This is a genomic window from Halomonas sp. BDJS001, assembly GCF_026104355.1.
In the GTDB taxonomy this organism is placed as follows: domain Bacteria; phylum Pseudomonadota; class Gammaproteobacteria; order Pseudomonadales; family Halomonadaceae; genus Vreelandella.
Map to the genome: position 1 here is coordinate 2,063,234 of NZ_CP110535.1, position 13,440 is coordinate 2,076,673.

General features: G+C 53.2%; 12 protein-coding genes and 1 pseudogene. 6 read left to right on the forward strand and 7 right to left on the reverse strand.

Going from position 1 to position 13,440, the window contains the following annotated elements:
- Positions 1-66 precede the first annotated feature (66 nt).
- From OM794_RS09400 to pgaA, 4 genes are read right to left on the reverse strand one after another with little or no spacing between them, the layout of a single operon-like run.
- Entirely contained in the window at positions 67-468 is a 402-nt protein-coding gene (locus OM794_RS09400; protein ID WP_170938595.1) for a hypothetical protein, read from the reverse strand.
- Complete coding sequence (pgaC, locus tag OM794_RS09405) at positions 458-1,708, reverse strand: poly-beta-1,6-N-acetyl-D-glucosamine synthase (protein ID WP_226249491.1); 1,251 nt, start codon at positions 1,706-1,708, stop codon at positions 458-460. The genes OM794_RS09400 and pgaC overlap by 11 nt, the downstream gene beginning before the upstream one ends.
- Positions 1,705-3,666, reverse strand: coding sequence for a poly-beta-1,6-N-acetyl-D-glucosamine N-deacetylase PgaB (gene pgaB, locus OM794_RS09410; protein WP_265154535.1), 1,962 nt, complete (start codon positions 3,664-3,666; stop codon positions 1,705-1,707). Before pgaB ends, pgaC begins: the two co-directional genes overlap by 4 nt.
- On the reverse strand, positions 3,663-6,089 hold the full coding sequence (pgaA, locus tag OM794_RS09415) for a poly-beta-1,6 N-acetyl-D-glucosamine export porin PgaA (protein ID WP_265154536.1): 2,427 nt from the start codon (positions 6,087-6,089) through the stop codon (positions 3,663-3,665). Before pgaA ends, pgaB begins: the two co-directional genes overlap by 4 nt.
- A 362-nt stretch (positions 6,090-6,451) precedes the next feature.
- Between pgaA and OM794_RS09420 the strand changes: the two genes are divergently transcribed.
- From OM794_RS09420 to OM794_RS09430, 3 genes are all read left to right on the forward strand, one after another.
- Positions 6,452-7,210: a DUF3750 domain-containing protein gene (locus OM794_RS09420; protein WP_226249489.1), complete on the forward strand. Its 759-nt coding sequence runs from the start codon at positions 6,452-6,454 to the stop codon at positions 7,208-7,210.
- 104 nt (positions 7,211-7,314) lie between these two features.
- On the forward strand, positions 7,315-7,713 hold the full coding sequence (locus OM794_RS09425) for an antitoxin Xre-like helix-turn-helix domain-containing protein (RefSeq protein ID WP_226249488.1): 399 nt from the start codon (positions 7,315-7,317) through the stop codon (positions 7,711-7,713).
- Complete coding sequence (locus OM794_RS09430; protein ID WP_226249487.1) at positions 7,707-8,399, forward strand: RES family NAD+ phosphorylase; 693 nt, start codon at positions 7,707-7,709, stop codon at positions 8,397-8,399. Before OM794_RS09425 ends, OM794_RS09430 begins: the two co-directional genes overlap by 7 nt.
- A gap of 14 nt (positions 8,400-8,413) precedes the next feature.
- Here OM794_RS09430 and mntR read toward each other — a convergent pair whose 3' ends face one another.
- A complete protein-coding gene (mntR, locus tag OM794_RS09435) occupies positions 8,414-8,893 on the reverse strand; it encodes a manganese-binding transcriptional regulator MntR (protein ID WP_226249486.1) in 480 nt (159 codons plus the stop codon).
- 159 nt (positions 8,894-9,052) lie between these two features.
- Between mntR and OM794_RS09440 the strand changes: the two genes are divergently transcribed.
- From OM794_RS09440 to OM794_RS09450, 3 genes are read left to right on the forward strand one after another with little or no spacing between them, the layout of a single operon-like run.
- Complete coding sequence (locus OM794_RS09440; RefSeq protein ID WP_226249485.1) at positions 9,053-9,973, forward strand: metal ABC transporter solute-binding protein, Zn/Mn family; 921 nt, start codon at positions 9,053-9,055, stop codon at positions 9,971-9,973.
- A gap of 6 nt (positions 9,974-9,979) precedes the next feature.
- A complete protein-coding gene (locus tag OM794_RS09445) occupies positions 9,980-10,807 on the forward strand; it encodes a metal ABC transporter ATP-binding protein (protein WP_226249484.1) in 828 nt (275 codons plus the stop codon).
- A gap of 17 nt (positions 10,808-10,824) precedes the next feature.
- Entirely contained in the window at positions 10,825-11,748 is a 924-nt protein-coding gene (locus tag OM794_RS09450; protein ID WP_226249483.1) for a metal ABC transporter permease, read from the forward strand.
- Positions 11,749-11,876: 128 nt separating this feature from the next.
- Here OM794_RS09450 and OM794_RS09455 read toward each other — a convergent pair whose 3' ends face one another.
- Positions 11,877-13,085, reverse strand: a complete 1,209-nt coding sequence (locus OM794_RS09455; protein WP_226249482.1) for an MFS transporter — start codon at positions 13,083-13,085, stop codon at positions 11,877-11,879.
- 59 nt (positions 13,086-13,144) lie between these two features.
- Positions 13,145-13,357, reverse strand: a pseudogene (locus OM794_RS09460) (GntP family permease); the annotation flags it as partial.
- Positions 13,358-13,440 lie beyond the last annotated feature (83 nt).

Sequence of the window (13,440 nt, forward strand, 5' to 3'; positions counted from 1 at the left end):
CGGATTCCAGTGAGCCTCCCTCCTGACCGACTTGTGGCCGCGCCCAATAGAGTGTCGCTTGTAGTATCAGTTATTGGTTTGATTGGTTATAAGGACTATCTCCTGCTCTTGGATTGACTGTTCAGTGTCGATTTGGCTCTCGGTGTCATTATCTCTTTCAATCGTTGGCTGTTTAAGCTGGCTCAGTTGGCGCTTTAAGTAGTTAGTATAAAGGTGTTTATTATAAACTGCCCAACAGTGGAATGTCAGAAAGGTAACAAGGAAGCCCACTAACACTATCTTGATCATGATTGAAGCGTAGAGTTGTTCTAGGATCGCTTCCTCCACGATGAAAAACATGTACAGTCTGGCCATCACCAAAACCCACAGTGCTAGTGTGGCCAGTGTGATCAAGGTATCGCGCGATCGATAGCCCCAGCTTTTCTGGCAGGGGTTGTCGATGATCACGGGCATCAGTTTATTGTTCATTGAATTGCTCCCCTCTGTCAGGACTAGTCCAGGTGGCAAGCCTCCCTTTTTGGCGCAGCATAGCTTTTGGGAAGGCGATGATGACGGTGGCCATATTGATAATCCAATAGGCGAATGGATACCAGATACTCCAGTAGACGCAGCGGAATATCTCTTTGTCATAGCGGCTGTCGATATAGAAACTAACGCTGAACTGGATGAAGCTGATGGCGATCAGGATGCTGCCGAAATAGGAGAGCAGCTTGGCGGTGATAGGCCATGCCATGGGCATTAACAGTTGAGATATTAGCCATGCCACAATCAACGTGATAACGGAATAGCACCACACCACGCTGACGATGTACTCCAGCATTAGTAGCCAGAAGCGGCGGTTCTTCCAACGAATGGTTTGTGAGAAATAGCGCAGGAAAACTTCACCGCCACCCTGCGCCCAGCGCAAACGCTGCTTGAAGAGTCCGCGTAGCGTTTCCGGCATCAGCACCCAGCACATGGCTCTGGGTTCATAGCGTACCTGGCCGCCATTTAGCTGTAAGCGCCAACTGACATCAATGTCCTCGGTGATCATGTCGGTATTCCAGCCACCGATCTCTTCCAGTGCTTTGCGCCGGAAAGCGCAGATAACCCCCGAAATGGTAAATACCATCCCATAGATACGCTGGGCGCGTTTGATCAAGCCGATGATGGCGGAAAATTCGCCGGTCTGAATCTTGCCAATGGCGGTCGAACGGGTTCTTACCCGTGGATTGCCGGTGACTCCACTGACGTTTGGACTGCTGATAAAGTGGCTGACCATGTAGCCGATGGCGTCGTAGTCAAGTATCGCATCGCCATCAATGCCCACGATGATATCGCCTGTGGCATGGCTCAATCCATTGTTCAGGGCACTGGCCTTGCCTTGGTTGGTCTGGTGCAATACCTGTAATGCAGGATACTCGAGTGCTAGGGCGTCCAGCCGACTAGCGGTGTCGTCCTTGCTGCCGTCATTGACGGCGATCACATCCATATGCGGGTAGTTCTGCTTGAAAAGATGGTGGATGGTCTCTTCAACATTTGCCTCTTCGTTATAGCAGGGCAGTAGAACCGTTACTTTAGGGGCGGTCTCGTCCCATGTGAAAGTGGCAGGCCAAGGCTGTTTCCGCTCCCAGTGGACGTAGAAGTAGATGCCCCCACATATCCAGATGGTTGCCATCAGGCTTGGGTAGCCGAGTGTGAAGACGGCGAGTTGGTCAAGTAGGTTCATGGGGTGGCCCTAAAACGACGTCCGATGGAAAAAACCGGTCGCATCACATTGATATCTGGATGATTTTGGTGAAAGTCATCTGGGTAGTAACCAATGTTCTTGATACCCTCTTCACGCAGAATGCGAACCCACTGAGCGATCTCAGCGCTGGGAATGGGGGTTTGGGTATGCCAGTTTTGTGCTTGTAATTCGAATACCAATTGGTCGGCGCTTACCTGAGCTAGCGAACGCTGGGCAAGGCTTCTCAGCCACTCATCGGGATTCTCGGCTTCTTCCATGTAGGGCATAGCCATCACGGCGACGAAGTCATAACCACTGGCAAAGTTTTGCATATCCTGGGCAAACCAACGCTGGCTACGCGGCTCCATTACCGTGACGGCGTAAAGGTTGCGTGAGGTGGTGAATACCTTATTGTCCGCTTGGCGATAGTAGTTCGCGGCCTGCTCCAGTTCGAGAGTGAAGTCGGTTAGGTATTCGGTCTTGAAACGCACCCAGGTAGTCATCAAGGCTTCGTCACTGCGGATCGCGTCGATGTCTCTTGGCAATGACGCGCTCTGATAAGCGCTCAGGGCATTAGGAGAGGCATCCTCAAAGTCTGTAAAGAAGGCATCGTCGTGAAACAGCAAACCATCGAACTTGGTCAGTCGACCAAGATCTTGGTAAATCTCACGAATGGTACGACGGTTCGCTTCCACGTAAGGGGAGAGACGACGGTAGTGATCGGGTGACTCGTTGCCCGTTCTTACATCGGTGACATACTGATAACCAGGCCCCAGGTCAAACGAGAGTACTGGCATCCATGCATATACCTTTACGTTCGCGCGTTTCTTTAATTGCCAGGCGACTCGGTTGAAAAGGTCAGCCCTAACGGGCAAATGGCGGTTGGGGAAGTAGAGTGCATCGGCGACTCCGTTACCATCCGGATCAGCGTAAGCTTGCAGGTAGACAGTGCTGACGCCGTAACGGGAAATACGCTCAATTAAGCGGTCGAGGTTCTGCTCCTGCTGAATGGGATCCGGGTCATACACATAATCCAGATCAACATGCACAATGCGTAACTCTTCCATCTCCCATACGCGATTGGAGAGTATCTCCTCTATCGTTTCCAGTGTGGTCTCCTGGTCAATGAGGTAGCGGTTCATGCTGCGCATTGAGTCATTGAGTTGGTTGGGAGCACTGAGCAAGCTGAACGTGTACTCCATGCCATATTGGGCGGCGATATCGAGAGTCGCCTCGCTGTAGGCACCGTAGGGCCACACCATGATACGAGGGCTCTGGCCTACCTCTTCTTGGAATCGTTGTTGAGTACGAGCCATATCGTTACGAATTCGCTCAAGGTAAGCAGCTTCGCTTTCATAACCGCTGCGCGCGTTCCATATGCTGGTGACCGCGGCTGCTTGTTCGTTACCCATGGGATTACCGACTACCCCATAATGAAGGTCGTAGGAGTGGGAGGCGATTTCCACCAGCGGTGATTCGCTCAGCGTTCTAACCTGCTCCCAACTGAGAAAGCGTTCGCGGGGCAGGGTGATGTTGCCATAGGGCACACGTCCGCCAGCGGGTACATCCAGCCAACTGCCTACAACAGCCTGTACGGCGGGGAAGTTGTAGAGTTTGAGTAGCGGGAACACAATGTCATAAAAGCTGCGATAGCCATCATCGAAAGTCAGCAGTACGGCTTTGTCTGGCAGAGGTTGGCCCTCCGCTTTGGCATCCAGAATCTGTTGTAAACTCACTGGCTGATATCCACCAACCGCGATGAGGTTGAAGTGTTCAATTAGCCGGCTGCGAGTAATAGTCTGCGAATAGATATCCAGCTCGGGGGTGACGCTGGAGTCGACAATATCGTGATAGCTGATCACTACATAATCTCCCGGCAAGCGATCGGCCTGGGCCTGCTGAATGTTGACCACTACCAGCAGAACCGCGCTCATTAAAATAACGCGCCAGAGTGTCATAGGAATCTCCATACAAAGCCGGCTGAAATAACATTGTCATATTCAGGAACGCCGTCGTAGACGGCTCGCTCGCGGGTAATGCCATATTCAAAATTTACGGTGGGGGTCAGCTCCCAGCGGTGCTGGTATCCAATTGACCAAGTGTTCTCGCTGTCGAAATCTTCTTGCCAGTAGCGTCCTGAACCGAGGGAAATGGACTGTATAAAGGACTGCCGGTAGTCAATCGGGGTTTCGTAGTTGACGGTTAATACACCGGCCAGGCTTGCATCACGCCGAGGATTGAAATAGCTGGCATCCACCTCATCATTACGTGATGCGGATGCCTGCACCTCGCCGTTGACCTGCCAGCGATCCAGATGATATAGCGTTTGATTCCAGTAGCCGTAGATGGATTGACGCAGATTGCTATCGTCAAAATCGGTGGCCATCACGCCAATGGCGCCAGCTCCGCGCTCGTCGTGCCGATAAGCCAGTTCAGCACGGTAACGGTCTGCGTTGATACCATCTTTTAGTGCTCTTAGCGGTGTGTCGGTAGTGTTTAGCTCGACGCCAAGCCTCGTGGTAATGTGATCCGTTGGGGCATACTGCAGCTCGGCGAGGGCCAGGAAATCATCGTTGAGCTGTGAGCCGTGGCCCGCAGCCAGAGTGACTGTAGCGGGATGAAGGTTCCATTCGTAGCCTGCTATGTTGTAGGAGGCGTAGAGATCCTCATCGTCAAACTCTCCAAATTGGCCAATACGTTGTGCGAAAGGGCGGGAGCCGTTGCTATTTCGCGGCCCTTCAAGAAGTACTTCATAGCGCCACTCGCGAGATGCTTGAGTACCGCTACCTTGCCCCTTGCTGCGCTCGAACGTACTGCTGAGTTGGGGGGCACGTTGTTCGCGCCACTCGCGCGCGAGGTCGTCCCTTGAGGCGCTAGGCCTTGCTTCAGTCGTCGTTCTCGCAATTTCATCAGTGGTGCCTTGCCACTGGCCCCGCTGCAATCGGGCTAGCAGCACACCGTGCTGAGCGACCGTTTGTTGGTCAGGTGGAAGTAGTTGCTCAGCTTGTTGGTAAGCGGCTTCTGACTTTCTTGGCCAACCTCTCTCACGTTCAATATCCCCTTTCATAAGCCAAAGGTAGGGATCCGCGGGTGCTTGATTCTGATATTCAGCAAGACGCTCGCTGGCCTCGTCGGTGCGGCCACGCCAAGCATCAAGTAGCACTTCCAGCAACAAAACTTTTTGGTAGTTGGGGTTCTCGATGCGAACGGTGCGCGTGAAATCCAGGCGTTGTTCAGGTTCGCTGGCGCGCCACTCTGCCAATAATCTATCCGCATCGCGGAATCGCTGGGCATCGGTGTAACTGTAAAACAGTCCTTCGTTGAGCGGGTCGTCAGGATTTGTTGCCTGAGCAGGGGATTGTCGAATAAGGTTTTCGTAGAGTTCGATGGCTTCATCTGGACGCCCCAAGCCATTTAGTGCATAGGCTCTGGCACGCGCTACGTAGCTTGGTAGCTGGCCGTGCTGGTTTTCAAGCCGCATGGCTAGTGCTTCCGCTTCAGAGAAACGTCTCAGCTCTGCGAGCGCCACCACCTTGTCGTATTCAGCAATGGTGATAAGTTCTTGAGGGGCGTTAGGTGTGTTCAAAACGCTGTCCAATTGCGCCAATCCCCCCGCTGTTCTTGTCGGCTGGTCGGTATGTATACCTAGCCGTATATCCGTTACCCCTTCATAGTAAGTAAGCCACAGTCGGTCACTATCGCTGAAGACATCGGGATTAGACTGCATGATACGGCGTGCCGCCGAGCTGGCGCCAAGCCCGACGGCAAGACGATAAAGGGCTTGTAATTCGCCCGTATTACTTGGATCTTGAGCTACCAGGGCTTGGCGGGCGTCCAGCTCTTGCATGGCGTTAGTTGTCTGTGCTGCCAGGTAGCCCTTTGCCTCTAGCCCTGCCGTTGTTGTGCCGGCGACTTGGTTGTACTGCTGCAACGATATATCCGCCAGTGTGTAACTGCCCATGTCGGTATGAACCAACGCTTGGCCAAGCCACCCCTGCGCATTTGATGGGTTTCGATAGGTGAGTGTTTGAAACATATCCAGCGCCTTGTCGTATTCGCCTGCACTGCGCGCGGCCCCAGCAAGGTTGGCAAGTTCCGAATCACTGTAATTTTCTGTTTGGCACCAGGGACACACGTCCAATGCTTCCTGATGGCGAGCGGCACGTACCAGCAGTGCTACCAGATCAGCCCGAACACGCACATCGCGTGTTTGGTGGTAAAGTGACTGTAAACCGTCAATGGATGTTTCCAATGCCCCCTGGCGTGCCTGGATAACCAGTGCTTCGCGTTGCGCATCAGTCGTTGTTTGCGCTTGCGCCGCACTGGTGGTTAGGCAGGCGAGCAGGCAAATCGGCAGTAGAGAGCTAGGACGATTCTGCATGGTGATATTCCCACCCTGGAGCTTATGACAGTGTGTTTGTAATAAAATGTATCTTTCAGTGTATAGGAGTTACTTTAAGTAAATATTGAACTAAAACGTTAACTTGAACAGGAATCTCATCAGTCTCACGCCTTAGATAGCTCATCCTGACACCATGATGAATGGCCTTATCAACATGACTATTTGAATAAATGGCCTGTAGCTGCCGTGGGATAAGTAATGAGCTGGCGCAAGGCCGAAGAGTGTGTTGGGGGGCGATTGGCTCGTTGAGCTAGGCATTGCTTCAACTAAGTTCATCATTTCCAGGTTTCGCAGAGCGATAGCGGTACTAACCCGATAACCATTCAGTGAGGGATAATGCAATGAGAATGCTACTGCGATGGATACTTAGCCTTGCGGCGCTATTAGCGCTGCTGTTGGCGGGCCCTGTTTGGATATTGGCGAGTAATCAGGTGGTGACTGATGCTCATTGGTCATCATTAGATCGGTCATCTGCTGGTATAGCACCTGATCCAGCGGAGAATTCAGAAGCCGTGGTTCAGGTCTATTCCGCACGTGCTTATAACTGGCGTGGGGCGTTTGGCGAACATATCTGGATTGCGACCAAGGCGGAAAATGCCGATAGCTACCGACTTCATCAAGTGTTGAGCTGGCGGCGCCCAACGGTGGTCTCTTCCATTGATACGCCCGATCGAGCTTGGTTTGGCAACCCCCCCACGCTGTTGGCTGATTATCGCGGCGATGCGGCAGCCCAGCTCATACCTCAGATAGAGATCGCCGCCGTTAACTATCCCCAGGCTGAGCTTTATCGAGTGTGGCCTGGGCCGAACAGCAATAGCTTTATTGCCTGGGTAATACGCGAAGTACCCGGTTTTGAGGTGTCGCTCCCGGTAACGGCAATCGGTAAAGACTACCTTTTCAATGGTGTTTTTGCGGCGGTGCCTAGCGGTACCGGTTATCAGCTCTCCTTTGGCGGGGTAGCAGGCATTATGTTGGCACTGGAGGAGGGGCTCGAACTTAATCTCCTCGGTTTGAGCTTTGGTATCGACGTTATGCGGCCCGCTCTGAAACTGCCAGGTGTAGGACGGTTAGGGATGCCCGCAAAAGTGTTGGGAGGTTAATCGCGTTTGTATTACTGAGTAACTCTATTTGCAGATACTTTTTTATTGATTTAGTATTTGGAGAGAGTGGTTGGAAGTCATGGCTATTGGCTTAAGGAGCCGCAATGCAAACGGCACACGACATTTCCCAAAATAGGGCTGCGGCAGCGGCGGGCTTGAAAGCGGCGGTGCGCATTCTGGACAAATGGCGAGCGTCCGGTGAGCAGGGTGAAGCGATTTTACGTGTGTCGCATAGTACTTACGCGCGTGCCCGGCGTGGGAACCTTGACGAGATCAAATTGGATAGCGATCAGCTAACTCGGATCAGCTACTTACTCAACATCCATGCCGCATTGCGGATGATTTTTGATAATCCGGAAAATCTTTATGGGTTCGTTAACCTGGTGAACCACAATCCCTTTTTCAATGGTCGCACGCCGCTTGAAGTGATGGGTTGCGGTGATTTTGCGGCGCTCTATGAAACCTTTAAGCGTATCGATAGCCTGCGGGGAAGCCAGTGGTAACGCCCACTGACTTGCCGACCTTACCCAGTGGAAGCGTTACTGGTTATCGCTTGGTCAATAGTAAGTTTCCGCCGATTGACCTGTTCGATGATGTGGCGAGCGCGGAAGAGTTCGCTGCACTCCATGCACTGCAGGCGTTAACCAATCCGCGGCTACAAAATGAGGTGGGTAATTTAGCGTTGCTACCTCACGACCAAATTCCGTTCGGAATTCGTGGCTGCTCTTATGCGGTGGCGCCGTTTACCCATGTGAATCCGCAGGGGTCGCGCTTTAGCGATGGTAGTTTTGGGGTGCTCTATATTGCCGATACCCTTGAAACGGCGATTGCCGAAGTAAAGCATCACCAGCAGGTGTATTGGCAAAACGTGCCGGGATTACACTATGAAAGGTTTGTCTTTCGCGGATTAAAGGCCACTTTTGATCAGGGTAGTTGCTGCGATGCACTCACTTTACCCCTTGAACATGCCATTTACGCAGCCGATGATTATTCAGCCTCGCAACCCTTTGGTGCCGACATACGCCGATGCAGTGTTGGGCTCCGCTACTACTCAGTTCGCCGGTTGAATGCGAACTGCTGGGCGCTGATGACACCACGCTGTGTGAGCGACATTATCCAGACCACTCATTTGGAGATGATTTGGAACGGTGCCATTACTCAGGTGAATTATCTGCGTTTTTCCCACTGATAACGCGCAGCAGGTTAGCGCTTTTGCTGCTGCTCAGTGAAGCGCTGCATGATGGCGAGGGTTTCGTCGCTAACGTGGTGCTCCATGCCTTCAGCGTCAATACGCGCAGTCGCATCTCTCACTCCAAGAGCACGTAAGAAGTGCAGCACGATATCGTGACGGGCGCGTGACGTCTCTGCCATTTTCTGTCCCGCTTCAGTTAGGAACAGCGAGCGATATGGCTTGCTGGTGACCAACTCCAGCTCATTTAAACGCCGAATCATTTTTGAAACCGTCGCCTGGCTTACCGCCATACGATTGGCAATGTCTGCCGCGCGGGCTTCGCCGCGGTGCGCCAGAAGGTCGCCAATCAGCTCAACATAGTCTTCAATCAGCTCGGTTTCATGGGCATTTCGCACCGTTGCATACTGCTGGGCATGCTGCTCCACAGGGGGCAGTGCATCTCCAGGAATGCTTGGGGCGGGCAATGAGGCGTTCGGATTAGAATCAGTCATTGGTAAATTATATCGGAAGCAGTGGGAACAATCATTGGATAGTCGGGGGATGGTAACGTATTTTTTTGTAGTATTGTTAGCCAAGGCTAAACTATTTGCACAATGCTTTCTTGTTGAGCTACAGTCTACTTATCGGTCATGAACAAAAAGGGAGAGACAATGATAAAGCGCAATCTGGGTATGGCCTTGAGCCTACCGCTATGGCTGAGTACTGGACTAGCCAGTGCCGAAGCGCAAGAGAGTGCAGTGTCTCCCCTGAATGTGGCCGTCACTTTTTCTGTGCTTGGCGATATTGTGGCCAGCGTGGCAGGGGAGGACGCCAATGTGTCGGTATTAACGCCGATTGGCGCTGAGGTGCACGAATGGGAATTAACTCCTAGTAATTTCGCCGCCTTGGAAACCGCTGACGTGGTGTTTTACAACGGCTACCAGTTAGAGCAGTGGATGCCCCAGGTTGAAGCAACGGTCATTGAAGGAACGCCGCTGGTGGCAGTTGCCGAAGCCTCTGAATACCCCACTCAAACGATTATTACCGGCGATATGGAAGGCGATGTCGATCCTCATCTCTGGATGGATCCGCGTGCGGTGTCAGCCTATGTCCAGGTCGTCGCTAACGAGCTAGAGCATTTGCTTCCCCAGCGAGCTGAAGAGTTCCAGCAGCGTGCTGAAGCGCTAAAAGAGGAGCTGCATGCCCTGCATGTTGAACTCCAGGAGCGCTTAGAAGCGATACCGGAAGAGCGCCGCGTGCTACTCAGTAGCGAAGCCGCCTTCCTATATTTCTCAGACGCTTATCACTTTGAGCACGACGGCATCTGGGGAACCAACGCTGAAACCGAGGGTTCACCCCGTCAGCTTATGCGCGTGGTGGATATGATTAACGAACGGCAGCCGGCGGCGCTGTTCTGGGAGAGCACTATTTCCGACCGCCACGTCACCAGTCTGGCAAGGGATACCGGCGTTAAAATCGCAGGGCCGCTATATGTGGACTCGCTTAGCGAGCCAGAGGGTGAAGCGGGTGACTATTTCACCATGATGCGCCACAACGTTGAGCTGTTGCGCGAAACATTGGCAACTGAGTAAACGATCATGGCAACGACTTTTGGCGGCACCCCGGTGGCGATTAATATCAAAGGACTCTACGCAGCCTATCAGCGCCAGCCCGTCTTGGAAGACATTAATTTGCAGTTCCCAGCGGGTAAATGGACGGCCATTGTGGGGCCGAATGGTGCGGGTAAATCGACGCTTTTTCATGTCCTTACCGGTAGCATGAAAGCGCTGCGGGGGAGTGTGCAGGCGTTTAATGAGCCGATTGCGACTCACCGGAAAGCGGGTCACATTGCCTACATGGCTCAGCGGGAAGCGATTGAGTGGGATTTTCCTGTCTCCGTATGGGAGACCGTTATGGGCGGCCGCTACGGGCATATGCGCAGTGATCCGCTGTGGCGGCGCTTGTTGCCTTCGCGCTGGTACCATTCCCGTCATGTTGAGGCTGTGCGTGAGGCGTTGCTGGCAGTCGATATGCTGGCACTGGCGGAGCGTCCCATTGGTGCGCTCTCAGGCGGGCAGAAAAAGCGCGTATTACTGGCCCGTACGCTCGCCCAGCAGGCCAACATTTTACTCCTCGATGAGCCTCTGGCGGGCGTAGACCCGCCCAGTGAGCGTTTGATTTTAGGCGTACTCGCCCGAGAGCGGGAGGCAGGGCGTACGGTTATAATGGTGACTCACGATATGCCCGGTGCCCGTCGGCATGTTGACCATGTGGTGCTGATAAACCGCTTTATCCGTGGGGTAGGGTCGCCTGATGAAATGCTCAGTGATGCCAAATTGGCTGAACTGGCGGTGAGCTCTATCGAACAGTCGGCTAACGATGTGCGCGTCGCTGAATCAACTTCCTTTATGGCAGCCCAGGGGTAAGTAAAGTGGCAGAACTAATGACGGCATTGAGTCTGTTTGGCGATACCCTGGTGAGTGGGCTTATCGCTGCGCTGATGCTCATTGTCAATCTATTACCCGATGGCATCTCAGACGCCTTTCAATACGCCTTTATGCAGCGTGCCTTATTAACCTCGGTGTTGGTGGGCGCTATTTGTGGCATTTTATCCTGCTATGTGGTGCTGAAACGCTGGTCGTTGTTGGGGGATGCGATCTCCCACGCAGTGCTGCCAGGGGTGGCGATTGCCTACCTGTTAGGCTGGCCCTTTTTTGTAGGCGCGTTTATAACCGGCGCCTTAACCTCGGTGGGCATTGGTGCTATTGAGCGCCACACGCGGATTAAGTCCGACGCGGCCATGGGATTGATGTTCACGAGCGCCTTCGCGCTGGGCATAGTGATTATTAGCAAAATTGCCTCTAGTACTCACCTGATGCATATTCTGTTTGGCAACGTACTGGGCGTTAAGCAGTCGGCGCTGTTGCTGACATTGGTCGCCAGTGTGATTGCCCTGTTAGTCGTGTGGCTCGCCTATCGGCCGCTGCTTCTTTATGCCTTTGACCCCCTGCAGGCCCAAGCGCTGGGCTTTAATACCAGCGTCATTCACTACGGCTTGATCCTGCTACTCACCCTTACTATCGTGGCGAGTTTGGAAACAGTGGGGATTATTCTGGTGGTGGCGATGCTGATCACTCCCGGTGCGACAGCACACCTGCTGACCGACCGTTTTAAAACCATGATGCTGATTTCCGTGGGGGTTGGGGTTAGCTCGGCGGTCATTGGGCTGTGGCTTTCGGTAGCGCTGGACGTCGCCTCGGGCGGCACCATTGTGTTGGTCGCTACCAGTTGGTTCTTTGTTGCCTTACTGTTCTCACCCAAACACGGTTTGATACTTCGCCAGTGGCGCCGCTGGCGGATGGGGTAGTGACTAGCAGAGCCGGCTACCCAATAGCAGTAGCGACGGGTCTAAACTGTGCCAACCCCACCAAGCTAATGCCAAACTGGCAAGCAGGGCGACCAGCAAGAGCATACAAGAAAGCGTTTTAGCTATGTTCATGGCATTACCTTGGTGAGTGTTTTGCGCTCAAGCGGCTTTTCACTAATAAACCAATGTAACGCTGCAGCAACGATCGAGAGCACAATAGCAATTTGCCAGACCGTATTGTAGTTGCCAGTCAGGTCATAAAAGTAGCCACCCAGCCAGACGCCCATAAAAGAGCCTAGCTGGTGAAACAGAAACACGATGCCGCCCAGCATCGATAGGTGGCGTACACCAAAGACCGAAGCCACGATACCGTTGGTTAACGGTACGGTTGAGAGCCATAGTAGCCCGATGACAATACCAAAAAGATAAGCGCTAATCGGACTTAACGGCAAATAAACAAAGGCGGTAATCACTACGCCGCGAATCAAGTAGAGCCAAGTGAGCAATTTGGGTTTCGACCAGATGCCGCCCATCCAACCCGCCGTGTAAGTGCCGACAATATTAAACAGCCCCACTAGCGCCAGTACCGTTGTCCCCACTTGCACCGCTAGGCCTTTATCGAATAAATAGCCGGGAAGGTGCACGGCAATGAACACTACCTGAAAGCCGCAGACAAAAAAGCCTAAACAGAGTAGCCAGAAGCCCTTTTGGCCTGCTGCTTCATTGAGTGCATCTTTTAGGCTCAAATCGGACGCTGTTTTGGCCGACGGCTTATCACGCAGCATGGCTCCCAACGGGATCATAATAGTGGCAATGGCGGCCATGGCCATTAGCGCCGCCGCCCAGCCTAGCCACTCTAGCAAACCCAGTGTGCCGGGCAGCATCGCGAACTGCCCAAACGAGCCTGCCGCGCTAACAATGCCCATGGCCATACTGCGTTTTTCAGGTGCCACTGCACGGCCAACAGCGCCAAGGATCACCGAGAAGGTTGTCCCGGAGAGGCCAAGGCCAATCAACAACCCAGCGCTGACCGTCATGCCCAGCACCGAGGTAGAGAGGCTCATAAACAGTAGCCCCAAGCCATACAACAAACCGCCAACCACAATAATCCTGGCCGCACCGAAACGATCCGCCAGTGCCCCGGTAAAGGGTTGCGATAAGCCCCAAACCAGGTTTTGCAAAGCGAGTGCAAAAGCAAAGACCCCACGCCCCCAGCCAAGCTCGCTGCTGAGGGGCTCCATAAAGAGCCCGAAGCCATGACGCAACCCCATGGCGGTGGATATAACCAGACTTCCCAATATGATCAGCAGCAGTGAGTGGCGAACAACGAAGGCCATGATGTTCTCTTTAATTGGCAGGCTAACAGTTAGTTCACTATCGCATGCGTTGTGCGCTTTTAGAAGCTGCCAAATAGTGTTCCTAAGGTAATCACACTGATTAACGCAATGACCGGCAATGCAATGGTGACCATGGCAACATTGCCGTAGGAGTGGCGATGGGGCAGGCCGCAGATAGCCAGTAGGGTGATAACGGCGCCTGAGTGAGGGAGCGTGTCCATGCCGCCAGCTGCCAGCGTTGCCACACGGTGCATTAGCTCAGGGTTAATGCCGATGACAGCAGTGAAATGACAATCGCAAGTATGCTCATGCGAGCTCCTAAGCAAGCAGTAAAGTAGCGGACGCTGAAATTAAG